This is a genomic window from Serratia sp. BFP-2025 (assembly GCF_050880365.1).
Taxonomy (GTDB): Bacteria; Pseudomonadota; Gammaproteobacteria; order Enterobacterales; family Enterobacteriaceae; genus Serratia; species Serratia surfactantfaciens.
In genome coordinates this window covers 480,579-502,809 of sequence record NZ_JBPAFV010000002.1, presented here as the reverse complement: position 1 = coordinate 502,809, position 22,231 = coordinate 480,579, and the positions used below count along the sequence as shown (strand labels likewise).

The following is a 22,231-nucleotide window of genomic DNA, read 5'->3' as shown; positions in this document are numbered from 1 at the left end:
CAAAAGGCAAACAGGCGGCATTCAGGAGGGATTTTATTTTTCGAGGTGAAGAAACTGCCTGTTTTTAAAGGCATGATTCAGAAGAAGCAAAAAATCGGCATATTATGCCAATCACTAAAGCGATAGGTGTTTCTCGGCGAAAAGTGCGGAATATTAAAAAAATGAGGCGGACGATTCCGCCTCGTTGAGAGAATAACCCGCCGTTATTTTGCCAGCAGCGGTTTCAGGAAGCGCGCGGTGTGCGATTTTTCACAATCGGCGACCGTTTCCGGCGTGCCGGCGACCAGGATCTCGCCGCCGCCGCTGCCGCCTTCCGGCCCCAGATCGACGATCCAGTCGGCGGTTTTGATCACGTCCAGGTTATGCTCGATGACCACGATGGTGTTGCCCTGATCGCGCAGCTGATGCAGCACCGCCAACAGCTGTTGGATATCGGCGAAGTGCAGACCGGTGGTCGGTTCGTCGAGGATATACAGCGTCTGGCCGGTGCCGCGTTTCGACAGCTCGCGCGCCAGCTTCACGCGCTGCGCCTCACCGCCGGAGAGCGTGGTGGCCGACTGGCCGAGGCGGATGTAGGACAGGCCGACATCCATCAGGGTCTGCAGCTTGCGCGCCAGCGCCGGCACCGCGTCGAAGAAATCACGCGCTTCTTCGATGGTCATCTCCAGCACTTCGTGGATGCTCTTGCCTTTGTACTTCACTTCCAGCGTTTCGCGGTTATAGCGTTTGCCCTTGCACTGGTCGCACGGCACGTAGATGTCCGGCAGGAAGTGCATCTCGACCTTGATCACCCCGTCGCCCTGGCAGGCTTCACAGCGCCCGCCCTTGACGTTGAAGCTGAAACGGCCCGGCGTGTAACCGCGGCTGCGCGATTCCGGCACGCCGGCGAACAGCTCGCGCACCGGAGTGAAGATACCGGTGTAGGTGGCCGGGTTGGAGCGCGGCGTGCGGCCGATCGGGCTCTGATCGATGTCGATCACCTTGTCGAAATGCTCCAGGCCGGTCACTTCGCGGAACGGCGCCGGTTCGGCGATGGTGGCGCCGTTGAGCTGGCGCTGGGCGATCGGGAACAGCGTATCGTTGATCAGCGTCGATTTGCCGGAGCCGGACACGCCGGTGATGCAGGTAAACAGACCGACCGGCAGCGTCAGCGTCACGTCTTTCAGGTTGTTGCCGCGCGCGCCGCTCAGCTTCAGCACCTTGGTCGGATCGGCCTGCACGCGCTGCGCCGGAATGGCGATCTCGCGTTTACCGCTGAGGAACTGGCCGGTCAGCGACTCCGGCTGCGCCATGATGTCGTCGACGGTGCCTTCCGCCACCACCTGGCCGCCGTGCACGCCGGCGCCGGGGCCGATGTCGATCACATGGTCGGCGGCGCGGATGGCGTCTTCGTCATGCTCCACCACGATCACCGTGTTGCCGAGGTTGCGCAGGTGGATCAGCGTTTCCAGCAGGCGCTCGTTGTCGCGTTGGTGCAGGCCGATCGACGGCTCATCCAGCACGTACATCACGCCCACCAGGCCGGCGCCGATCTGGCTAGCGAGGCGGATACGCTGCGCTTCGCCGCCGGAGAGCGTTTCCGCCGAACGGGACAGCGACAGGTAGTTCAGGCCGACGTTCACCAGGAATTTCAGGCGATCGCCGATCTCTTTCAGCACTTTTTCGGCGATCTTGGCGCGCTGGCCGCTGAGCTTCATGTTCTGGAAAAAGGTCATCGCGTGGCCGATGCTCAGATCGGAGATCTCCGGCAGCGTAGTGTCTTCGACGAACACGTTGCGGGCTTCTTCGCGCAGGCGGGTGCCGTGGCATGAGGCGCACGGTCGGTTGCTGATGAACTTCGCCAGCTCTTCGCGCACCGCACTGGACTCGGTCTCTTTATAGCGGCGCTCCATGTTGTGCAGCACGCCTTCGAACGGATGGCGGCGCACGGTGGTGTCACCGCGATCGTTGATGTATTTGAATTCGATCGACTCTTTGCCGGAACCGCTCAGCACCGCCTTCTGCACGTTGGCGCTCAGGGTGTTGAACGGCGCTTCCACGTCGAACTCATAGTGCTCCGCCAGCGAGCGCAGCATCTGGAAGTAGTAGAAGTTGCGGCGATCCCAGCCGCGGATCGCGCCGCCGGCCAGCGACAGCTCGGGGTTCTGCACCACGCGATCCGGATCGAAGAACTGCTGCACGCCCAGGCCGTCGCAGGTCGGGCAGGCGCCGGCCGGGTTGTTGAAGGAGAACAGGCGCGGTTCCAGCTCGCGCATGCTGTAGCCGCAGATCGGGCAGGCAAAGTTGGCGGAGAACAGCAGCTCGTCCGCTTTTTCGTCGTCCATATCCGCCACTACCGCGGTGCCGCCGGACAGCTCCAGCGCGGTTTCGAACGATTCGGCCAGGCGCTGCGCCATGTCGTCGCGCACCTTGAAACGGTCGACCACCACTTCGATAGTGTGTTTCTTCTGCAGCTCCAGCTTCGGTGGATCGGACAGATCGCACACTTCACCGTCGATGCGAGCGCGGATATAGCCCTGGGCGGCCAGGTTTTCCAGCGTTTTGGTGTGCTCGCCCTTACGGTCTTTCACCACCGGCGCCAGCAGCATCAGGCGTTTGCCTTCCGGCTGGCTCAGCACATTGTCGACCATCTGGCTGACGGTTTGCGCCGCCAGCGGTACATGGTGATCCGGGCAGCGCGGCTCACCGACGCGGGCGAACAGCAGGCGCAGGTAGTCGTGGATCTCGGTGATGGTGCCGACCGTGGAGCGCGGGTTGTGCGAGGTGGATTTCTGTTCGATGGAGATCGCCGGCGACAGGCCTTCGATATGATCGACGTCCGGCTTTTCCATCAACGACAGGAATTGGCGCGCATAGGCGGAGAGCGATTCGACATAGCGCCGCTGCCCTTCGGCATACAGCGTATCGAAAGCCAGCGATGACTTGCCGGAACCGGACAGGCCGGTGACGACGATCAGTTTGTCACGCGGGATAATCAGGTTGATGTTTTTCAGATTATGGGTTCGAGCACCACGAACTTCGATATTGTCCATTTACACTTCCCGTCTTGATGATACACCGCGCCTGTCGCGATTTTTGCGGGGGATTTTGTGATGGATCTCGCAAAAAACCGGCACAGCCTGGTCGAAACGCATAATTATGACACAAAAAAACCTGAATGAATATCCAGTATGCGAATGCAACAAGGCCGATCGAAAAGACAATTCTGGAATGCAATTCGCACTTATCAACACGGGTGTGGTTTCGTACTCAGCGTGGTAAACTGACGCGTTTATACTGTGTAGAAATCAATCATCGGGAGAAGTGCTCATGGCCAGCAGAGGCGTAAACAAAGTAATTCTGGTCGGGAATCTGGGTCAGGATCCAGAAGTCCGTTACATGCCGAACGGCGGCGCAGTGGCCAACATTACCCTGGCGACCTCCGAAAGCTGGCGTGACAAAGCGACCGGCGAACAGAAAGAGAAGACCGAGTGGCACCGCGTCGTGCTGTTCGGCAAACTGGCCGAAGTGGCGGGCGAATACCTGCGCAAAGGCTCTCAGGTTTACATCGAAGGCTCCCTGCAGACGCGTAAATGGCAGGATCAGAGCGGCCAGGATCGTTACACCACCGAGATCGTGGTTAACGTCGGCGGCACCATGCAGATGTTGGGCGGCCGCCAGGGCGGCGGCGCACCGGCCGGTCAGTCTGCCGGCGGCCAGGGCGGTTGGGGCCAGCCTCAGCAGCCACAGGGCGGCAACCAGTTCAGCGGCGGCCAGCAGCAGTCTCGTCCGGCGCAGAACAGCGCACCGGCGACCAGCAACGAACCGCCAATGGATTTCGACGACGATATTCCGTTCTGATATCCGGCCGTTTACAGCCAACAAAAAAGCCCCGCAAGGGGCTTTTTTGTTTTTGCAGCCTCAGCGCTCTGGCGATGAGGCCAACAATTGTCGGGCTGCGTTCAATACGTTGACCCGTTTTTCGTTTTTTTGCATCACCAGATAAACGTCGATATGCAATCTTTCATTCATTTGTGCATCCAGGTGGCGATAGCACAAGCCCGCCCGGGTGGATACGCACATCGATTGTGGCATCAGTGCCATGCCTTTTCCCCGGGCGATGCTGGCCAGCATGATCAGTGAATCGTCGGGTTCCGCTTTGCGCTTCAGTACAAAAGGCAGTGATTGAAGGACATTTTCGCACTTATCATAAAAACCCGGGTTTGCACTGCGGGAGAACCAGTAGAGCGGCAGATCGACAACGTCGCGCAGCGATACGGTATCTTGAATGCTGGCGGGATGAGATGAAGGCAGCGCCAACATGAGCGGTTCTCGATACAACCAACGAAATTCAAAGGCTTCTTCGCCGTTAGGCGCTTTCTCGCCGACAAGCGCGATATCCAGATTCCCCCGAGCCAAGATCTGCAGTAACTGTTTTGACGTCAGTTGATGAGCGGAGATCTCATCGGCATCGATGAGCTTTTCCAAATGGGCATTGATGGTGGGGATCAGACTGAAATCCAGCGTACGCGTGACGCCGATTTTCACCGTGTCGCTCTCGACATTGAGTCGTTGAACCAAATGAGAAAGCTGATTAATGAGTTGTTTGGCTTGCTCCTCCAGTTTGATTCCCGCCTCAGTTAAATGTACCTGATGGGTATCGCGGGTAAACAGCGGGCAACCAATCACGTCCTCGAGGCACTGGATTTGCCGGGTCAACGGCGGTTGCGTCATTCGCATTCTTTCGGCTGCCCGGCGAAAATTCAGCTCGTGTGCGACGGCGAGAAAGCACTGCAACTGCTTAATTGTGGGTAGTTTTTCATTGAAAATCGTCAATTACGGGCTCCGACGTCATTCGACCTGACGCTGATTGGCGAAAGGTGGGCGATAGCAAATAAAATCCAGAATCAACACGTCGGGTACAGCGGTATTCTATTTTTTGTATCAGATTACCTGAACGGTTGTTATATTTCCATAACATTATTGATACAAAAGTTATATTACAAAACTAACAATTCTCTAATGTTATGGACTTGTTATTGTGAAGCCTCTGAACACACACATCTACAGAGGTTTATTTATGTCGGCAAAATACGTACTCATTACTCGCTTCCCACTGAAAGACAATACCGATAAGTCACAATTCAAATCGCTGGCGAATAGCCATGCTGGAAAATACTTTGTCTCGGATGAGCAAAATATTAACGAATTGCTCGAATTACGCGCATTTTCCTCCATCGAGGAAATTGCCGCTCAGGAAAGTGAGTTGGAGTCTGCATTCCATTCGTTTTCTGCCGTGCTTGCCGGTGACGTTCGCCGTGAGCTGGTCAAGTTCGTTGAAGCGCCTATTGACACCGTTGACGATATTCCCGCCACTGAGTATGTCCAACTGCGTCATGTGGAGGTTCCTGCAGAAAATTACAGTCAATATCGTCACTGGCGTGAAGAAACTATTTTCAATGTCGTTCGTGATAACAAAGATAAAATCACCAGCTTCGGCGCATATCACTCACTGATCAGCGGCCAACCAGGCGTTATGTTTATCTCGGCTTTCAATGGAAATAAAGAGGCCTATAAAGAAGCTTTCACCAATGCCCGTTATCAGACCATTATTCAACAAGCCGGAGATAGCTATATTACCGGCGGAAATGAAGGTCTTTATACCCGTATTTATCGTTCAGTTTCTTGTTGTTGATAACTTGAGGTTGTAATGAAAAATCAAGCAATGTCGAAGAAAATCGTGGTCGTCGGTGATAAGTTTAGCGAGTTCTCTAACGGTAAAGACGTTGTAACCATTAGCCAGTTAGAACTTATCACTCAAATCCCTGCTCATATTATAGATACTAACAGCCAATTTATTGTTGGCCAGGGTGTGCGCGATGATTATGCCGGGAAAGTGCTGGAGAACCAGCATCGCAACAGAAGTCATGACAATAAATTAGATCTGACCGAGTTGGAAAAGCTGACGGCGACAGCAAGAAACGCCTATTCGCATAAAAAAATAAATCACAACACATTGATTGGCGCCGCAGAGAAAGTTGAGGATAACTTGTTTGCTCTGCCTTTACTGATTGATGAACGTTGTGAACTGATGGCCGACCACCAGACGGGACAACATATTCAGGGGATGATTTTGGTTGAGGCGTGTCGCCAAACCTTTATTGCTGTCACCGAAGAATTCTACCTGCCTGACAGCGCAGGAAAATCCTACTATGTCATCAATGATATGAACATCAAGTTTGAAAACTTCCTGTTCCCGTTGCCGGCGATTGTCCACTATGAGTTGGTGGAGCAGAACGTGAATGAACGCCGCGCGCGCTTCAAAGCGGAGATCCGCATCTCTCAGCACACTACGCTGTGCGCGAGCATGTCGGTATCGTTTACCGTTTATCCGGCTTCGGTTATCGGTGAAAAAGAAGCGGTGTTGGCGACAGAGATGACGCATACCCTTTTGCAGAATGCCGGTCTCGGCGTCCCGAGTGAAAGAGGGGGCGTGCATGCCTGAGACTAACGGCCAGCGCTACTCTCTGGCCGTGACCACGCAGGGGCCGCTTTACCCCCCTGCGGAGGTTGTGGATGCCAAGGGAAACTTTGTGGTCATCGGGCAGATCCCGCGCCAAAACGGCATTGAGTGGGGGGGCGCAATTGTAGATAAAAACAGCCCATTACCCGCGTTTGGCCAGGCTTTACCCTATACCGTCATCGACGAACTGCAGACATTGACGGCCGAACAGTTGGCGGATATCACCCTGTACACGCTGCCGCTGCCGTTGCCGCTGAATAACTACCCGATGACGTTTGCACCGGAGCAACGGCCGGAGGCCGCTAACGATCGCAGGCCAAGCGTGCCGCTGCATGAAGGCTACATCGCCGACATGCGAACCACCGACGGCCCGCGCCGGCTGCCGGCGATTACTTTGGCCGATTGGATGACGGCGCAAGGCGAACTCGTCGTTAGCCTCAGTGAAGATCGCCGCTCGGCCCGTTTCGATTTCCGCTTTCATTATCTGGTGCCGAATAGCGTTTATACCGTGATGAGCTTGCGAGAGCGTGACCTGTCGCCGCTTGCGCCAACCCGGCCGGGACCACTGGGGATCCCCAACGTGTTCGTGACAGACGCGCAGGGCCACGCCGAATTTTGGGCTGAATTGCCCAACCCTTTCCCGGCCGCGAGCGAAAATAGCAACCGGGTGATTAATGTCGTGGTTTTATTTATGAGCTGTCGCCAGAGCTTTGGCGGCGCGATAGGCATTTATGGATTGGGGGGCGATATTCATGCGCATCTGAAATTGCCTGCATTATCTTTTAGCGAATTTACCACTGTGGAATAAGGTTTCCTATGCCAGTTGTTCAAGTTACTACCTGGAAAATGAATGATGAGACTAAAGTGAAAAAACTCATCGAAGAAATTACGCACTCGGTCCATTTACATTGTGGGGCGCCGTTAGACAAGATTTCCGTTGTCATCAGCGAAATTTCGCCATCGCGTTGGGCGGATGCCGGTGTATTGGGTAACGATACCGCTTTTCCGGTGAAAAGCCGCCGCAAGACTTATGAGGAGGAAGCGTGACGTCTGCTGCGGCATTTTTCGATGTAGATGAAACCTTGATTAAAATGAAGAGCATGTTCCATTTTTATCATTATTGGAGCAATGTTCGCGGCACTCAGAAAGCTTATGAGGAATTTATTAAACGCTTTCAACAGGCGGTTGCAGAAGGCGTGCCGCGAGAGGTGCTCAATCGTATGTATTACAGGCAGTTTTCCGGCATAGATATCGATGATGTTTATCAGGTAGCGGAGGACTGGTTTCATGAATATCTGCAGGAACAGGATGCTTATATCGCCTCTGCCGTCGATCGTTTTCAGCGCCATAAAATCAGTGGGCATCTCACCGTTTTTATTTCAGGCTCCATGTTGCCGTTATTGAAACCGTTAGGGCTGAGGCTCGGCGCCGATGCCATTCTTTGCACTCAATTGCTGTTGGATGCGAAAGGGAAACTGACCGGGGAAATCGGTGAGCCGCAAACGATCGGGCAGGGCAAGCAGCGGGCGCTATTGTCATTTAGCCAAAGCCATAATATCGATTTGAGAAAAAGTTTCGCCTATGGCGACGATCTCTCTGATATTCCGATGCTGTCAGCGACGGGCAACCCCGTTTGTGTAGGCGAACATTCAAACCTGGCGGAATATGCGCGCCGGAATAATTGGAACATGCTGGCGGAAAATGCTCCCAATTAATTGAGGATACGATGAAAAATTTATCAAGTGACAATCAGCCATTGAGCATTAAAACCTGGTTGGCATTGGTGATCTTGGCCCTGTCCACGTTCACCATTGTTACCACTGAATTAGCGCCTATCGGCCTGTTGACGCCGATGGCCGAAGGCCTGCACCAGTCAGAGTCGATGATCGGCCTGACAGTCACGCTCTATGCGTGGGTTGGCGCGATCAGCGCACTGTTGTCTTCGCTGTTTCTGGGCAACTTGCCTAAAAAGCTGCTGTTGCTGACGTTGACGCTGATCATCCTGGTCTCCAACAGTCTGTGCGCCATGGTTGAAAATTACCACTGGTTACTGGCTGCCCGCGTGATCGGCGCTTTGGCGCACGGCGCATTCTGGGCGATGATCGGTGCAACGGCGGTATCGCTGGTGCCGACAAGATTCATCGGGCTGGCCACGTCCATCGTTTTCGGTGGCGTCTCTGCGGCCAGCGTATTCGGTGTGCCGCTGTCGAATTATATCGGGCTGAACGTCGGCTGGCGGCCTGCTTTTTGGTTGATGTCTCTGCTGAGTGTGATTGCATTGGTGGGAATTGCTTTGGTCGTGCCGAAGGTGAAAGCCAGTAGCGCCCTCGGCTTCGAGGCATTGGCTCGCGTATTGCGTTCAGGCGCGCTGTGGCGCATCTACGGTGCGACTTTGCTGGCCATCACGGCGCATTTCGCTGCATTCACCTTTATTGAACCCTGGTTGCACAGCGTTGGGGCAGTCACTTCCAGCATGATCCCGGTGATGCTTTTCGTTTTCGGTATTGCCGGCCTGGCGGGCAACTTTGTCACCGGCGTGTTTATCGACAAATGGTTGAAACCGATGGTGGTGCTGTCTGTCGTGCTGATCGCCGCAACGCTGCTGACCCTTGGCCAGATGGGCAACAGCCTGACGAGTGCGGAAATTCTGGCGTTGGTGATCGTCTGGGGCCTGGCCGTTTCCGGCATCTTCGTCGGTTTCCAAACCTGGGTGCTGCGCCTGGCCGGTGAAAATGCGTTCCCCGCTTCAGCGATTTACGTCTCCTTCTTTAATGGTGCCATCGGCTGCGGCGCGTTGGCGGGAGCATGGCTGGTGTCGTTGTACAGCATTCCTGCGTTATTGATGATCGCGGGTATCGCCATTGCGCTCTCGTTGCTGCTGATCGCGATGATTCCGGTAAAAGCCGAACAAGCAGCGGCGCTGGTGGGAGAAGCGCCATGAGAAGCGGGGATGCGTTGACGCAGCACGGGCGCGCGATTATGGATCGGCTTGAAACGGGCTTGGCCGATAAGGTGACCGGCCGTCTGCGGGAGTTGGACGACGACCTGCCGCGTTTGATCACCGATTATGCTTTTGGCGCGGTGGTAGGGCGTGAAGGATTGGATCTCAAGAGCCGGGAGATGATCACCGTTGCTTCGCTTATCACTTTGGGTAATGCATCCGCCCAGCTGGAGCTCCATATGCGTGCGGCGCTGAACGTGGGGGTAACGCAACGGGAACTGCTGGAAATTGTGATTCAAATGGCGATCTATGCCGGGGTTCCCGCCTGCATGAATGCGCTTACCGTTTATCGCGCTGCCGTCGCTCAGCACGCCGCGCAACCAGAAGATTAAGGACAATCGTGATGAGAGATGTGGTGGTGGTGGCGGCAAAGCGTACGGCGACAGGCAGTTTTCAAGGGGCGCTATCCGACAAGCCGGCGACGGCGCTGGGGAGCGCTGTGGTGAAGGCGCTGTTGGCCGAAAGCGGGGTGGCGGCACAAGAGGTTGAGCAGGTGATCATAGGGCAGGTGCTGACCGCCGGGTGCGGCCAGAACCCCGCCCGACAAACGGCGCTTTTGGCGGGATTGCCGGTGACGACCCAGACGCTGACGATCAATAAGGTCTGTGGCTCGGGGCTTAAGGCGGTGCATCTGGCGATGCAGGCTATCCAAAGCGGAGAAGCGGAGATGGTGATCGCCGGGGGGCAGGAAAATATGTCGTTGGCGCCGCACCTTATCGGCAATTCGCGTAAAGGTCAGCGTTTAGGGCACGGCGAACTGAAGGATTCGTTGGTGCATGACGGTTTATGGGATGCTTTCCACGATTTCCATATGGGTGTGACGGCGGAGAACGTGGCCAGGCAATTCAATATCTCGCGGGCGCAGCAGGACGAGTATGCCGCTCTGTCGCATCAGCGCGCTCTGGCAGCGCAGCAGAATGGCCTGTTCCGCGATGAGATCGTGGCGATTGAGTCGGTGAGTCGCAAAGGTGAGGTAACGCGTTTCGAGCAGGATGAAGGGCCGCGGGAGACGAGTTACGAAAAACTGTCGTTGCTGAAGCCGGTGTTTCAAAAAGCGGGTACGGTAACGGCGGGCAATGCTTCATCGCTCAATGACGGTGCTGCGGCGGTGCTGCTGTGTAGCCGGGAGAAAGCGGAGAGCCTCGGGCTGGAGCCGCTGGCGGTACTGGGGCATTTCAGCAACTCCGGCATCGAACCGGAAATCATGGGGGCGGCGCCGATCGAGGCGATTCGTCAGTGCATGAATAAACAAAACTGGCATGCGGACGAGGTGGAGGCGCTCGAGTCCAACGAGGCTTTCGCTGCCCAGGCGCTGGCGGTGATGTCGGCATCTGGCATCGATCCGCAACGGGTCAATCCGCATGGTGGCGCGATCGCGTTGGGGCACGCAATCGGCGCTTCCGGTTGCCGCATTCTGGTTACGCTGATTCATCATATGCAGCGTAACCGGTTGAATAAAGGTATTGCCGCTTTGTGCGTGGGGGGCGGTGAGGGGGTAGCCCTCAGCGTAATGAGAAAATAAATTAAGCATAAAAAAGAGGGCTGATATTTCAGCCCTCTTTTTATTGATATTATCAGGCGTTCACGCCTTTCATTCCCTCTGGGCTATAACGCTCTCCCATAATTGTTATTTTTTCCTTTAATGTATTAAGCAAGGTTAAATCTTCTTCAGTCAGTCTGATGTTCTCCGCTTGGGCATTTTCGATAGCGTAATGACTGTTTTTGGTGCCAGGAATGGGGACGATTTTCTCATATTTAGCCAGTAACCAGGCTAACGAAATTTGTCCAGGCGTGCATTGATGCTTTTCCGCCAGCGGGGCGATCGCCTGCAGGATTTTAGCATTATGCTCGATATTACTCTGAATGAATCGTTCATTGTTTTTGCGGAAATCATTATCGGCGAAGGCCTGATTGCTGAGATATTTCCCGGTCAGGAATCCCCGGCCTAACGGAGAGTAAGGAACAACGCCGACGCCCAAACGCATGGCTGTCGGCAGCACGTTTTCTTCGATATCGCGTGTCCAGAGTGAATATTCGGTTTGCAAGGCGCTGATCGGATGAACATGGTGCGCTTTTTCCAATGTGGCAGCAGAGACTTCGCATAAGCCCACCTGCGCAATCTTGCCTTCTTTCACCAGCTGTGACAGACAGCTCATGCTCTCCTCAATATCCGCTTGGGGATCGACGCGGTGCAGGTAATAGAGATCGATACGCTCGACTCCCAACCGCTGCAGTGACTCATGACAGCAACGGCGAATATAATCAGGTTGATTATTGATGCGGCGCGCGTAGGCATTGTCATCGGAGCGATCGATACCGCATTTTGTGGCAATTTTTATTTTGTTGCGCTGTGCATGGCCCAGCGTGGCAAGGAAATGGCCTAATAACCTTTCGTTATGTCCACGACCATATAAGTTGGCGGTGTCAATAAAATTGACGCCAGTGTCAATCACCGTTTTTAATACCGTCAGCGATGTATTATCATCGGTGTCGCCATAGAACTCACTCAATCCCATCGCGCCAAAACCCATAGCCGATACGGTTAAACCATTGCCTAGCGTTCTTTCTTTCATATTAACTTCTCCATAGGGTGACTGGGCAGTATGGCATTGGCTGTAATGACAAGAGAATTTCAAAGTTGTCGATTCAAAAAAGGTATCGAGTGTGGCATTAATGTGATTAAGCCAAATAATGCTTCCTTATTTAATGATATTTTTTCTATAAAAAAGCCCCTTCACGGGGCTGTTTGCATTTCAGAGATGGTTATGCCGAGAAGCCACCGTCGATGCTCAGGCTGGCGCCGGTGATATAACCCGCCTGCGGGCCGGCCAGGTAGGCGACGAAGCCGGCGATCTCTTCATCTTTGCCGTAGCGGCCGATCGCCATCAACTGCTTGAGTTGATCGGCGAACTCGCCGGCGTCCGGGTTCATCTCGGTGTCCACCGGGCCGGGCTGCACGTTATTGACGGTGATACCGCGCGGGCCGAGATCGCGCGCCATGCCTTTGGTCAAACCGACCAGGGCCGATTTGCTCATCGCATAGACCGCGGCGCCGCCGAACGGCACGCGCTCGGCGTTGGTGCTGCCGATGTGGATGATGCGGCCGCCGTCGTTCATGTGGCGCGCCGCTTCCTGGCTGGCGACGAACACGCTGCGCACGTTGACCGCCAGCATGCGGTCCAGGTCGTCCAGCTCCAGCTCTTCGGTGCCACCCAGCGTAAATACCCCGGCGTTATTCACCAGAATATCCAGGTTGCCGAAGAGGTTCACCGCCTGGCGTACCGCCTGCTGCAGCGCCGCCGCATCGGCGCTGTCGGCCTTGATGGCGAGGGCTTTGCCGCCGGCGGCGGTGATGGCGTTCACCACCGCGTCGGCGCGATCGGCCGAGGCGGCGTAGGTAAAGGCGACGGCGGCGCCTTCGCTCGCCAGCCGTTTCACGATGGCGGCGCCGATGCCGCGCGAGCCGCCCTGAACGAATGCGACTTTACCTTGCAGAGTTTGTGCTGTGGTCATGCTGTGTCTCCAGAGTGGGTAAGGGAAAACCGTTACGGTCAGTATCTGGGATCGCCCGCGCGGTAACTAGCCACAAAGAGCTATAATCAGTTCAAACCATAAGTTTAAAATCCATAGAGGAAAAACATGCTGGGACATCTGGAGTGCTTCGTCAGCAGCGCGGAAAACGGCAGCTTTTCCGCCGCCGGCCGCAAGCTGGGCATCAGCCCGGCAGCGGTGAGCAAGAATGTCACCCGGCTGGAAGCGGTGGTTGGCGTGCGGCTGTTTCAGCGTAATACCCGCAAGCTGATCCTCACCGAGGCGGGGGAGCGTTTTCTCAGCGAGGTGAGCGGCGGATTGCAATCGATCCAGTGCGCATTGAAAGGGCTGAGCAGCGGCGGCGGCGCGGCGGCCGGCGGGCTGAAGGTCAGCATGGGCACCGCCTTTGGTCTGCATTTCGTCTTGCCGATGCTGCCGGACTTTCTGGCGCGTTATCCGGCGATCGTGCCGGACTGGCATTTCGACAACCGCCAGGTCGATCTGATCGGTGAGCACTTCGATGCGGCATTGGGCGGCGGCATCGAATTGGCGCAGGGCATCATCGCGCGTGAGCTGGCGCCGGCTCATGGGGTGTTGGTGGCCTCGCCGGAGTATCTGCGGCAGCGGCCGCCGCTGACGGAGCCGGAGCAGTTGGCGGAACATGCGGGCATCTTTATCCGCTCGCCGCAAACCGGGCGTATCCGCCATCAGCCGCTGCGCAACGCGGTCAATGAGCAGCGGGCGCCGGCGATGTCGGTCACGATGACGGTCAACGAACCGGAAGCGGCCGCGCGGGCGGCGGAGATGGGGGTGGGCATCGCGCTGATCGGCATGCCGAATGCGGCGCCTTATCTGGAAAGCGGCCGTCTGGTGCGGGTTCTGCCGGGCTGGTATGTCGATCGCGGCAGCGTCTACCTCTATTTTCCCACCACCAAATTTTTGCCGACCAAAACCCGGGTATTCGTCGATTACATCACCGAGCAGTTTCGCCTGCAGAAGCTGGCGGCACGCTTTGATGCCCGCTAAAACGAGAAAAGCCCCTTGCGGGGCTTCTTTCTTCCGTCGGTTAGCTGTTCGACGATCAGTTGAAGATTTCTGCGGTGCCGTACAGTTTGTTCTGACCGCCGGCGGCGACGATGCGGTATGAGCTGGCGCCCGATGCGGCGGCTTTGCTGGCCAGTTCGCTTTCCAGCGCGCTCAGGTTGGCGGCGCCGCTCACGGAGACTACGCCGATTTTCTGAGCGTCTGCGGCAGGCTGGCTGGTTGGCAGGTCAGCGGCGAAGGTAGCGAAAGAAGCGGTAGCCAGCAGTGCAGCGGTAGCAAAAATTTTGACGTTTTTCATGATGTATTCCTCAGCGTATTGATTGGGTGAGAGCTCGTTGTCTCTCGATGTGTTAAATAGTAGTGCGGCAGGTCGGAATAAAAAATCGGAGAGTTTTGAGTATTTCATTCAAATAAATTGATTATTTTCACCCGCTGGCGCGCGGTAAAAATCATCACTACCCTTTACAGACGATCCTTAACCGGAGAAGACTGATGACGGTAAACGCGTTTATCGGCAGCTGGGCGCTGGTGTCGTCGGCGTTTAAAAATCAGGATGGCGAGTTGAATTATCCGCTGGGTGAGCAGGTGTTGGGGCGCATCCACTATGAGGCCAATGGCACGATGGCGGCGCAGCTCTACAGCGCCGTGCGGCCGCGTTTCGCCGCCGCTGATTTGGCGCAGGGGTCCGAACGCGAGATCCATACCGCTTTCATCAATATGATTTGCTACTTCGGCCGCTATCAGGTGGAGGAAAGCGAGCTGCAGGTGGTGCATCAGGTCGAAGGCTGTTCGTTCCCCAACTGGATCGGCAGCCGTCAGATACGCTTTTACGCTTTCAGCGGCGATCGGCTGACGTTGCGCACGGTTCCGCTGCAGCTCGGCAACGGCTTGCAGGTTGGCGAGCTGGTGTGGCAACGGACAGGAGCCTCGTCATGATCATTGTTCATCATCTCAATCACTCGCGTTCGCAGCGCATTCTGTGGTTTCTGGAAGAACTGGGCGTGCCCTATCAGGTGCAACGCTACGAGCGCGATCCGAACACCATGCTGGCGCCGCCGGCGCTGAAAAAGATCCACCCGCTGGGCAAATCGCCGGTGATCGTCGACGGCGATCTGACGCTGGCGGAATCCGGCGCCATTATCGAATATTTGCAGGAAGCCTATGACGCGCAAGGCATGTTCATGCCGACCGATTTCCACGCGCGTCAGCAATACCGCTACTGGCTGCACTACGCGGAAGGATCGCTGATGCCTCTGTTGGTGATGAAGCTGGTGTTCAGCCGTCTTGGCCAGCCGCCGATCCCGTGGCTGCTGCGGCCGGTGGCGGGCGCGATCGGCAAAGGCGTGCAGCGCGAATACCTCGACAAGCAGATCGCGCCGCACTGCGAGTACCTTGAGCAGCACCTGAACAAGGGCAGCTGGTTCGTCGGCAACGACTTCAGTGCGGCGGACATCCAGATGAGTTTCCCGCTGGAGGCGATGGCGGCGCGCGGCGCGCTGGACAATTGCCCGAAACTGCGCGGCTTCCTGCAGCGCATTCATGCCCGGCCGGCCTATCAACGGGCGCTGGAGCAGGGCGGCCCTTACGATCTGCTGAGTTAAAGCGATGGGCTATACTCGATGAGGTCATTCTTCATCGGAGGTAGCCCATGGCTACGCAAATCTTCGTTAATCTGCCCGTACGCGATCTGCCCGCCTCGATGGCGTTTTTCACCCAGTTGGGATTCAGTTTCAACCCGCAATTTACCGACGATACCGCCGCCTGCATGGTGGTCAGCGAGACGATTTACGTGATGCTGCTGACCCACGACAAATTCAGCATGTTTACCCCAAATCCGATCGGCGATGCCAGGCAGGCCACCGAGGTGCTGGTTTGTCTGTCGCAACCCAGCCGGGCGGCGGTCGACGAACTGGTGCGCAAGGCGATCGCCGGCGGCGGCAATACCTACCACCAGCCGCGGGATTATGGCGTTATGTACGGCCACGGATTCCAGGATCTGGACGGCCATATCTGGGAGCTGATGTACATGGATCCCAGTGCGGTGCAGACGCAATAATGTCGTCGTGGAAGATGTCGCTCGGGGCGTCCGGTCGCCCCGTCTTTTCGTGCAGAAGCCATTCCCGTCATTTTCTGCATAATTTGCCGCGATCTTTAGTTGATTAGACGCTAGGGAAGGCAGGATAATCGTTTGCCTTGAATAAACCACCATAAATCACCCGTACCGCGCGCTGCGAGTTAAACGTTTGCCTTGGTGCGCATCGCCGTTGGCGGTGCGACGGAAGGGCAAGGAAGCGGAACGTGACGTAAACGATTACGTGGCGATCAGGCGCGGGCGAGATTACAGGCCTGCTGCGACGGGCCGATTCATGAAACACAGGGGAAGTAACCTATGTCGAACTCTCAAGCGAACCACGCCGCAAAACCAACCGGCGGGCTTGATGGCTATTTTAAAATTTCCGCGCGCGGCAGCAGCGTGCGCCAGGAAGTGGTGGCGGGGCTGACCACCTTCCTGGCGATGGTGTACTCGGTGATCGTAGTGCCGAGCATGCTGGGCAAGGCGGGTTTCCCGCCGGCGGCGGTGTTCGTCTCCACCTGCCTGGTGGCTGGTCTGGGATCGCTGTTGATGGGGTTGTGGGCTAATCTGCCGATGGCCATCGGCTGTGCGATCTCGTTGACCGCTTTCACCGCGTTCAGCCTGGTGCTGGGCCAACACATCAGCATCCCGGTGGCGCTGGGCGCAGTGTTCCTGATGGGCGTGCTGTTTACCGTCATCTCGGTGACCGGCATTCGCGCCTGGATCCTGCGCAACCTGCCGATGGGCGTGGCGCACGGCACCGGCATCGGCATCGGCCTGTTCCTGCTGCTGATCGCCGCCAACGGCGTCGGCCTGGTGGTGAAGAACCCGCTGGATGGCCTGCCGGTAGCGCTCGGTGCCTTCACCTCCTTCCCGGTGGTGATGACGTTGGTCGGTCTGGCGGTGATCTTCGGGCTGGAGAAACTGCGCGTGCCCGGCGGCATTCTGCTGGTGATCATCGCCATTTCCATCATCGGTCTGATCTTCGATCCGGCGGTGAAATACCAGGGGCTGTTCGCCATGCCGAGCCTGGCGGACGCTGATGGCAAATCGTTGATCTTCAGCCTGGATATCATGGGCGCGCTGCAGCCGGTGGTGTTGCCGAGCGTGCTGGCGCTGGTGATGACCGCGGTGTTCGACGCCACCGGCACCATCCGCGCGGTGGCCGGGCAGGCCAACCTGCTGGATAAAGACGGGCAGATCATCAGCGGTGGCAAGGCGCTGACCTCGGATTCCCTGAGCAGCATCTTCTCCGGCCTGGTGGGCGCCGCACCCGCCGCCGTCTACATCGAGTCCGCCGCCGGCACCGCCGCGGGCGGCAAGACCGGCCTGACCGCCACCGTGGTCGGCATTCTGTTCCTGCTGATCCTGTTCCTGTCGCCGCTGGCCTATCTGGTACCGGTCTATGCCACTGCACCGGCGTTGATGTACGTCGGCCTGCTGATGTTGAGCAACGTCACCAAGCTGGACTTCAACGACTTCGTCGATGCGATGGCCGGCCTGCTGTGCGCGGTATTCATCGTGCTGACCTGCAACATCGTCACCGGCATCATGCTGGGCTTCAGCTCGCTGGTCATCGGCCGCATCTTCTCCGGCGAATGGCGCAAGCTGAACATCGGCACCGTGCTGATCGCCGTAGCGCTGGTGGCGTTTTACGCCGGCGGCTGGGCGATTTAATCACGCCTCGTTTCCCTCGCCCGGCGGGCGGGGGAAGCATGCACGGCATCTCCCTTCTTAAGATAAGTCTTCTTCTGCTCTGCACCGCGTTTTGAAAGGCACAACAAGCTTTAACCGCTGTAAAAAAAGTGATCTACTATCGGGACCAACGCAGGCCCTGAGCCGATGTCGTCTGAATCGTAGAGTCTAAGGAAAGCATGGAAATCTTTTTTACAATCCTCATTTTGATCCTGGTGGTCTCCCTGTCCGGGGTGGTGACGCGCATGTTGCCGTTCCAGGTGCCGCTGCCGCTGATGCAAATCGCCATCGGGGCGCTGTTGGCCTGGCCGCATTTCGGGCTGCACGTCGACTTTGATCCCGAACTGTTCCTGGTGCTGTTCATCCCGCCGCTGCTGTTCGCCGACGGCTGGAAAACGCCGACGCGCGAGTTCCTGCATCACGGGCGTGAAATTCTCGGCCTGGCGCTGGTGCTGGTGCTGATCACCGTGGTCGGCGTCGGCTATCTGATCTACGCCATGGTGCCGGGCATTCCGCTGGTGGCGGCCTTCGCGCTGGCGGCGGTGCTGTCGCCGACCGACGCCGTGGCGCTGTCCGGCATCGTCGGTAAAGGGCGCATTCCCAAGCCGATCATGGGCGTGCTCGAGGGCGAGGCGCTGATGAACGACGCCTCCGGCCTGGTGTCGCTCAAGTTCGCCATCGCGGTGGCGATGGGCACCATGGTGTTCACCGTGGGCGGCGCAACCCTGGAGTTCCTCAAAGTGGCGATCGGCGGCCTGTTGGCCGGTGTGGCGGTCACCTGGACCTACAGTAAATCGCTGCGGGTGATGAGCCGCTGGAGCGGCGACGATCCGGCGACCCAGATCGTGTTCCTGTTGCTGCTGCCGTTCGCCTCTTATCTGATCGCCGAACATATCGGCGTCTCCGGTATCCTGGCGGCGGTAGCGGCGGGGATGACCATCAGCCAGTCCGGCGTGATCCGCAACGCGCCGCTGGCGATGCGCCTGCGCGCCAACAGCGTATGGGCGATGCTGGAGTTCGTGTTCAACGGCATGGTGTTCATCATGTTGGGCCTGCAGCTGCCGGGCATTCTCGAGACCTCTATCCTGCAGGCGGAGCTGGATCCGACGATTCAGACCTGGTACCTGTTCGCTGACGTGGCCACCATCTACGCCGCGCTGCTGGTGCTGCGCTTCACCTGGCTGTGGGTAATGAAGAAAACCAGCAACCGCTTTATGAAAAAGCGCCCGCTGCAGTTCGGCGATTACAGCACGCGTGAGCTGTGGGTGGCGTCGTTCGCCGGGGTGCGCGGGGCGATTACCCTGGCCGGTGTGCTGTCGATACCGCTGTTGTTGAGTGACGGCACCGCCTTCCCGGCGCGCTATCAACTGGTGTTTATCGCCGCCGGGGTGATCCTGCTGTCGTTGATCGTCGGCGTGCTGGCGTTGCCGCTGCTGCTGCGTGGCGTGCAGGTCACCGACAAGAGCGCCAGCAAGCAGGAAGAGCGCATGGCGATCGCCATGGCGGCCGAAGTGGCGATCGAGAGCGTGAATAAAATGGAAGAGCGCCTGGTTGCCGATACCGAAGAGAACCTCGATCCGCAGGTATTGAAAGAGGTCAGCTCGCGGGTGACGGGCATGCTGCGGCGGCGCATCGCCTCGAAAGACGACATCGAGAATGCGCTGGCGATGGAAAACCTCGAGCGGCGTTTCCGCCTGACGGCGCTGCGCGCCGAGCGCGGCGAGCTGTACCACCTGCGCGCCACGCAGAAAATCAGCAACGAGACGCTGCAAAAACTGCTGCACGATCTCGACTTGCTCGAAGCGCTGCTGATCGAGCGCGAAGGGTAAACTTCAGACGAGGAATAAACGTTTTTCCTCTTATTTCCGCCCCGAAGGGCCGCCTGTGCGGCCCTTGTTTTTTGGCTACTTGACCGGCGGCCAGTAGTCGCGGCAGCAGGCGATCCAGGCCTGCGCGCTGTGCGACAGATAGCTGCCCTGCCGCCAGATCAGCCCGACCCGCCACTCCATGCGCGGCTCCAGCGGCAGCCAAACCAGGTTTTCCTTGTCCAGCCAGCGGCAGACCGGTTCCGGAAGCATGGCGATGCCCACGCCAGCCTGCACCATCGAGGCGAGGAAGTCCCACTGGCCGCTGCGCACCGCGATTTGCGGCTCAAAACCGGCCTGGCTAAACGCCTTCATCAGCATCTTGTACAGCGCGAAGTCCTCGTTATAAATCAGGATTGGGCTGTCGGCCAATTCGGCGATATTGATGCGGGTGCGATTGAGCCACTGCGGCGTGCGCGGCGCCACCACGCACATCGGATGGCCCAGCAGCGGCAGAAAGGTCAGCGGCTGTTCCGAATCGAAGGGCAGCACCGTCATCGCCAGATCCAGCTCGCCGGACATCACCGCCTGCTCGACCGACAGCCCGCCCAGTTCGGAAATTTTTAATTCGATGCCGGGGTAGGTCTGGCGAAAACGGCGGATCAGATCGGCGATCTGCCTGCCGACCATCGGCGGAATGCCGAGCCGCAGCACCCCTTTTTTCACTGAACCGATGTCTTCCAGCTCCGCCTCCAACTGGCGGAATTCGTCGAGGATCGTCAGGCCGCGCTGATACACCGCCTGGCCGCTGTCGGTCAGACGCAGCTTGCGGCCTTCGCGGATCAGCAGCGTGCACTCCAGCTCCTCCTCCAGATGCCGCAGCATCTTGCTGATGGTGGGCTGGGTGACGAACAGTTTTTCCGCCGCGCGGGTGAAGCTTTGCTGGCGCACCACTTCAACGAAGTAGCGCAGGGTGCGGACATCCACGTTAGGGTTCTCCTTGGGGACGCTACCGGTGGGAAACTATTCCCAGACGGCATGATGTCGATAATTTTAATTCATTTCAGGCGTGGTTTCCCGGCTGCGTATACTGTAGGCCGTCAATTTATTGTTTGAGGTCATCTTTCATGTCTCTGGCGTTACGCCGCGTAGCCCCCTCCCTGCTGACCCGTTTGCAGGTGCCGATTCAGGTGGCGTTGTATGCGGCGCTGTTCCTGATCGCCGATCGTCTGGTGCAACAATTCCACCTGCCGCTTCCCGCCAATATCGTCGGCATGCTGATGCTGTTGGCGCTGATCCTGCTGCGCATTCTGCCGCTGAGCTGGGTCAAGGCCGGTTCCCGCTGGCTGCTGGCGGAAATGCTGCTGTTTTTCGTGCCGGCGGTGGTGGCGGTGGTCAACTATGCCCAGCTGCTGATGGTCGAGGGCTGGAAGATCTTTCTGGTGATCGCGGTTAGCACTATGCTGACGCTGGGCGCCACCGGGCTGGTGGTGGACAGGGTGTATCGGCTGGAGATTTGGCTGCAGCGACGGAAGCAGCGCCATGAATGATTTCATCCTTAGCCTGGCCTGTTTTCTGGCGACGCTGGCGCTGTACTTCGCCAACAAGAAACTCTATCGCCGCCGCCGCACGCTGCTGCTGATGCCGTTGGTGCTGACACCGATGATTCTGGTGTTGCTGCTGGTGGTCACCCACATTTCCTATCAGGACTACATCGGTGAAACCCACTGGCTGCTGTGGCTGTTGGGGCCGGCGACCATCGCCTTCGCGGTGCCGGTGTACGAGAACCTGCATATCATTCGCCGCCACTGGCTGTCGCTGACCGCCGGCGTAACGACGGCGGTGCTGGTGGCGGTGTACAGCTCGGTGTGGCTGGCGCGACTGCTGACGTTGCCGGAAGAGGTGCAGCGCAGCCTGGCGGTACGTTCGATCACCACGCCATTCGCGCTGGAGGCTGCCAAGCAGATGGGCGGCCAGCCGGATCTGGTGGCGTTGTTCGTGGTGATCACTGGGGTATTTGGCATGGCGGTGGGCGATATTCTGTTCCTGCGCCTGGCGGTGCGTAGCCGCCTGGCGAAGGGAGCCGGATTTGGCGCCTCGTCGCACGGCGCCGGCACCGCCCGCGCCTATGAGCTGGGGCCGCAGGAGGGCGTAGTGTCGAGCCTGGTGATGATGCTGGCGGGAATTATCACGGTAGTGGCCGCGCCGTTGATCGGCCGGCTGATGTGGTAAGACCTCTCGGGGCGGGCTATGCCGCCCCTTTTACGTCGTCTGTCGTTGGGAACGGTGCCGTTGATTGACGCCCGAAAAAACGAAGAAATTTTTCAGCATAATTTTTCCCATCGTTATAACAAAAAACGATAGATGCGCTGCAGGCAAAATCGCCGCTCATTTTAAATGGCAATGAATTAATTAAAAAGTAAATTATTTTCATTAAAACAATAAAGTATAACTTATTGATATGGAGAGGCTCTTATCGTAAGCATTGTTGCACATTAACTATGGTGAATAATAATAAGTAATATGAGTTCCTTCCTAATTATCTCGAATTAATACAAGCGGAATACGCTCGTCATCCC

General features: G+C 57.4%; 23 protein-coding genes. 17 read left to right on the top strand and 6 right to left on the bottom strand.

Going from position 1 to position 22,231, the window contains the following annotated elements; all coding sequences use genetic code 11:
* Window positions 1-203: 203 nt before the first annotated feature.
* The gene (gene uvrA, locus ACRAWE_RS17785) at window positions 204-3,032 is read right to left on the bottom strand and encodes an excinuclease ABC subunit UvrA (protein ID WP_019453206.1); all 2,829 of its coding nucleotides are present in this window, start codon (window positions 3,030-3,032) and stop codon (window positions 204-206) included.
* Window positions 3,033-3,309: 277 nt separating this feature from the next.
* Here uvrA and ssb1 point away from each other — a divergent pair, with 277 nt between their 5' ends.
* Window positions 3,310-3,840: a single-stranded DNA-binding protein SSB1 gene (ssb1, locus tag ACRAWE_RS17780; protein WP_004936793.1), complete on the top strand. Its 531-nt coding sequence runs from the start codon at window positions 3,310-3,312 to the stop codon at window positions 3,838-3,840.
* 60 nt (window positions 3,841-3,900) lie between these two features.
* Here ssb1 and ACRAWE_RS17775 read toward each other — a convergent pair whose 3' ends face one another.
* Window positions 3,901-4,815, bottom strand: coding sequence for a LysR family transcriptional regulator (locus ACRAWE_RS17775; RefSeq protein ID WP_025921000.1), 915 nt, complete (start codon window positions 4,813-4,815; stop codon window positions 3,901-3,903).
* Window positions 4,816-5,059: 244 nt separating this feature from the next.
* Here ACRAWE_RS17775 and ACRAWE_RS17770 point away from each other — a divergent pair, with 244 nt between their 5' ends.
* From ACRAWE_RS17770 to ACRAWE_RS17735, 8 genes are read left to right on the top strand one after another with little or no spacing between them, the layout of a single operon-like run.
* Window positions 5,060-5,674 carry a hypothetical protein gene (locus ACRAWE_RS17770; protein WP_019453204.1) on the top strand — a complete coding sequence of 205 codons (615 nt, stop codon included), beginning with the start codon at window positions 5,060-5,062 and terminating at the stop codon, window positions 5,672-5,674.
* A gap of 15 nt (window positions 5,675-5,689) precedes the next feature.
* Window positions 5,690-6,484 (top strand): AfsA-related hotdog domain-containing protein, encoded by a 795-nt coding sequence (locus tag ACRAWE_RS17765; RefSeq protein ID WP_019453203.1) that lies wholly within the window; start codon window positions 5,690-5,692, stop codon window positions 6,482-6,484.
* Window positions 6,477-7,310, top strand: coding sequence for a hypothetical protein (locus tag ACRAWE_RS17760; protein ID WP_019453202.1), 834 nt, complete (start codon window positions 6,477-6,479; stop codon window positions 7,308-7,310). Before ACRAWE_RS17765 ends, ACRAWE_RS17760 begins: the two co-directional genes overlap by 8 nt.
* A gap of 8 nt (window positions 7,311-7,318) precedes the next feature.
* Window positions 7,319-7,549 carry a tautomerase family protein gene (locus tag ACRAWE_RS17755; RefSeq protein ID WP_025160132.1) on the top strand — a complete coding sequence of 77 codons (231 nt, stop codon included), beginning with the start codon at window positions 7,319-7,321 and terminating at the stop codon, window positions 7,547-7,549.
* Window positions 7,546-8,217, top strand: a complete 672-nt coding sequence (locus ACRAWE_RS17750) for an HAD family hydrolase (protein WP_019453200.1) — start codon at window positions 7,546-7,548, stop codon at window positions 8,215-8,217. Before ACRAWE_RS17755 ends, ACRAWE_RS17750 begins: the two co-directional genes overlap by 4 nt.
* A gap of 11 nt (window positions 8,218-8,228) precedes the next feature.
* The gene (locus tag ACRAWE_RS17745) at window positions 8,229-9,443 is read left to right on the top strand and encodes an MFS transporter (protein ID WP_019453199.1); all 1,215 of its coding nucleotides are present in this window, start codon (window positions 8,229-8,231) and stop codon (window positions 9,441-9,443) included.
* A complete protein-coding gene (locus tag ACRAWE_RS17740; RefSeq protein ID WP_019453198.1) occupies window positions 9,440-9,835 on the top strand; it encodes a carboxymuconolactone decarboxylase family protein in 396 nt (131 codons plus the stop codon). Before ACRAWE_RS17745 ends, ACRAWE_RS17740 begins: the two co-directional genes overlap by 4 nt.
* An 11-nt stretch (window positions 9,836-9,846) precedes the next feature.
* Entirely contained in the window at window positions 9,847-11,025 is a 1,179-nt protein-coding gene (locus tag ACRAWE_RS17735; RefSeq protein ID WP_025160131.1) for an acetyl-CoA C-acetyltransferase, read from the top strand.
* Between the two features lie 52 nt (window positions 11,026-11,077).
* Here ACRAWE_RS17735 and ACRAWE_RS17730 read toward each other — a convergent pair whose 3' ends face one another.
* Both ACRAWE_RS17730 and ACRAWE_RS17725 read right to left on the bottom strand, forming a co-directional pair.
* Window positions 11,078-12,076: an aldo/keto reductase gene (locus ACRAWE_RS17730; protein WP_019453196.1), complete on the bottom strand. Its 999-nt coding sequence runs from the start codon at window positions 12,074-12,076 to the stop codon at window positions 11,078-11,080.
* A 190-nt stretch (window positions 12,077-12,266) separates the two neighbouring features.
* Window positions 12,267-13,016, bottom strand: coding sequence for a 3-oxoacyl-ACP reductase family protein (locus ACRAWE_RS17725; protein ID WP_154747266.1), 750 nt, complete (start codon window positions 13,014-13,016; stop codon window positions 12,267-12,269).
* Between the two features lie 126 nt (window positions 13,017-13,142).
* On the opposite strand from ACRAWE_RS17725, the gene ACRAWE_RS17720 reads away from it, so the two are divergent.
* Window positions 13,143-14,060: a LysR family transcriptional regulator gene (locus ACRAWE_RS17720; RefSeq protein WP_432525670.1), complete on the top strand. Its 918-nt coding sequence runs from the start codon at window positions 13,143-13,145 to the stop codon at window positions 14,058-14,060.
* Window positions 14,061-14,115: 55 nt separating this feature from the next.
* Here ACRAWE_RS17720 and bhsA read toward each other — a convergent pair whose 3' ends face one another.
* Window positions 14,116-14,376 carry a multiple stress resistance protein BhsA gene (gene bhsA / locus ACRAWE_RS17715; protein ID WP_063918677.1) on the bottom strand — a complete coding sequence of 87 codons (261 nt, stop codon included), beginning with the start codon at window positions 14,374-14,376 and terminating at the stop codon, window positions 14,116-14,118.
* A gap of 194 nt (window positions 14,377-14,570) precedes the next feature.
* Here bhsA and ACRAWE_RS17710 point away from each other — a divergent pair, with 194 nt between their 5' ends.
* From ACRAWE_RS17710 to ACRAWE_RS17690, 5 genes are all read left to right on the top strand, one after another.
* Complete coding sequence (locus ACRAWE_RS17710) at window positions 14,571-15,014, top strand: lipocalin-like domain-containing protein (protein WP_019453192.1); 444 nt, start codon at window positions 14,571-14,573, stop codon at window positions 15,012-15,014.
* Window positions 15,011-15,679: a glutathione S-transferase family protein gene (locus ACRAWE_RS17705; protein ID WP_019453191.1), complete on the top strand. Its 669-nt coding sequence runs from the start codon at window positions 15,011-15,013 to the stop codon at window positions 15,677-15,679. The genes ACRAWE_RS17710 and ACRAWE_RS17705 overlap by 4 nt, the downstream gene beginning before the upstream one ends.
* 47 nt (window positions 15,680-15,726) lie before the next feature.
* Window positions 15,727-16,134 carry a VOC family protein gene (locus ACRAWE_RS17700; RefSeq protein WP_063918679.1) on the top strand — a complete coding sequence of 136 codons (408 nt, stop codon included), beginning with the start codon at window positions 15,727-15,729 and terminating at the stop codon, window positions 16,132-16,134.
* Between the two features lie 333 nt (window positions 16,135-16,467).
* A complete protein-coding gene (locus ACRAWE_RS17695; protein WP_063918680.1) occupies window positions 16,468-17,829 on the top strand; it encodes an NCS2 family permease in 1,362 nt (453 codons plus the stop codon).
* 197 nt (window positions 17,830-18,026) lie between these two features.
* Complete coding sequence (locus ACRAWE_RS17690) at window positions 18,027-19,676, top strand: Na+/H+ antiporter (protein WP_019453188.1); 1,650 nt, start codon at window positions 18,027-18,029, stop codon at window positions 19,674-19,676.
* 75 nt (window positions 19,677-19,751) lie between these two features.
* On the opposite strand, the gene ACRAWE_RS17685 is transcribed toward ACRAWE_RS17690, so the two are convergent.
* Window positions 19,752-20,639, bottom strand: a complete 888-nt coding sequence (locus tag ACRAWE_RS17685) for a LysR family transcriptional regulator (protein WP_019453187.1) — start codon at window positions 20,637-20,639, stop codon at window positions 19,752-19,754.
* A 140-nt stretch (window positions 20,640-20,779) separates the two neighbouring features.
* On the opposite strand from ACRAWE_RS17685, the gene ACRAWE_RS17680 reads away from it, so the two are divergent.
* Both ACRAWE_RS17680 and ACRAWE_RS17675 read left to right on the top strand, forming a co-directional pair.
* Window positions 20,780-21,202: a CidA/LrgA family protein gene (locus tag ACRAWE_RS17680; protein ID WP_004936830.1), complete on the top strand. Its 423-nt coding sequence runs from the start codon at window positions 20,780-20,782 to the stop codon at window positions 21,200-21,202.
* Window positions 21,195-21,884: an LrgB family protein gene (locus ACRAWE_RS17675; RefSeq protein WP_004936833.1), complete on the top strand. Its 690-nt coding sequence runs from the start codon at window positions 21,195-21,197 to the stop codon at window positions 21,882-21,884. Before ACRAWE_RS17680 ends, ACRAWE_RS17675 begins: the two co-directional genes overlap by 8 nt.
* Window positions 21,885-22,231 lie beyond the last annotated feature (347 nt).

Bases quoted from the DNA above. Each gene is read 5' to 3' on its own strand.
- ACRAWE_RS17735 (WP_025160131.1), top strand. From the start codon at position 9,847: ATGAGAGATGTGGTGGTGGTGGCGGCAAAGCGTACGGCGACAGGCAGT.
- ACRAWE_RS17725 (WP_154747266.1), bottom strand. From the start codon at position 13,016: ATGACCACAGCACAAACTCTGCAAGGTAAAGTCGCATTCGTTCAGGGC.
- ACRAWE_RS17770 (WP_019453204.1), top strand. From the start codon at position 5,060: ATGTCGGCAAAATACGTACTCATTACTCGCTTCCCACTGAAAGACAAT.
- ACRAWE_RS17690 (WP_019453188.1), top strand. From the start codon at position 18,027: ATGGAAATCTTTTTTACAATCCTCATTTTGATCCTGGTGGTCTCCCTG.
- ACRAWE_RS17720 (WP_432525670.1), top strand. From the start codon at position 13,143: ATGCTGGGACATCTGGAGTGCTTCGTCAGCAGCGCGGAAAACGGCAGC.
- bhsA (WP_063918677.1), bottom strand. From the start codon at position 14,376: ATGAAAAACGTCAAAATTTTTGCTACCGCTGCACTGCTGGCTACCGCT.
- ACRAWE_RS17695 (WP_063918680.1), top strand. From the start codon at position 16,468: ATGTCGAACTCTCAAGCGAACCACGCCGCAAAACCAACCGGCGGGCTT.
- ACRAWE_RS17730 (WP_019453196.1), bottom strand. From the start codon at position 12,076: ATGAAAGAAAGAACGCTAGGCAATGGTTTAACCGTATCGGCTATGGGT.
- uvrA (WP_019453206.1), bottom strand. From the start codon at position 3,032: ATGGACAATATCGAAGTTCGTGGTGCTCGAACCCATAATCTGAAAAAC.
- ACRAWE_RS17755 (WP_025160132.1), top strand. From the start codon at position 7,319: ATGCCAGTTGTTCAAGTTACTACCTGGAAAATGAATGATGAGACTAAA.
- ACRAWE_RS17705 (WP_019453191.1), top strand. From the start codon at position 15,011: ATGATCATTGTTCATCATCTCAATCACTCGCGTTCGCAGCGCATTCTG.
- ACRAWE_RS17675 (WP_004936833.1), top strand. From the start codon at position 21,195: ATGAATGATTTCATCCTTAGCCTGGCCTGTTTTCTGGCGACGCTGGCG.
- ACRAWE_RS17765 (WP_019453203.1), top strand. From the start codon at position 5,690: ATGAAAAATCAAGCAATGTCGAAGAAAATCGTGGTCGTCGGTGATAAG.
- ACRAWE_RS17700 (WP_063918679.1), top strand. From the start codon at position 15,727: ATGGCTACGCAAATCTTCGTTAATCTGCCCGTACGCGATCTGCCCGCC.
- ACRAWE_RS17760 (WP_019453202.1), top strand. From the start codon at position 6,477: ATGCCTGAGACTAACGGCCAGCGCTACTCTCTGGCCGTGACCACGCAG.
- ACRAWE_RS17740 (WP_019453198.1), top strand. From the start codon at position 9,440: ATGAGAAGCGGGGATGCGTTGACGCAGCACGGGCGCGCGATTATGGAT.
- ACRAWE_RS17745 (WP_019453199.1), top strand. From the start codon at position 8,229: ATGAAAAATTTATCAAGTGACAATCAGCCATTGAGCATTAAAACCTGG.
- ssb1 (WP_004936793.1), top strand. From the start codon at position 3,310: ATGGCCAGCAGAGGCGTAAACAAAGTAATTCTGGTCGGGAATCTGGGT.
- ACRAWE_RS17710 (WP_019453192.1), top strand. From the start codon at position 14,571: ATGACGGTAAACGCGTTTATCGGCAGCTGGGCGCTGGTGTCGTCGGCG.
- ACRAWE_RS17680 (WP_004936830.1), top strand. From the start codon at position 20,780: ATGTCTCTGGCGTTACGCCGCGTAGCCCCCTCCCTGCTGACCCGTTTG.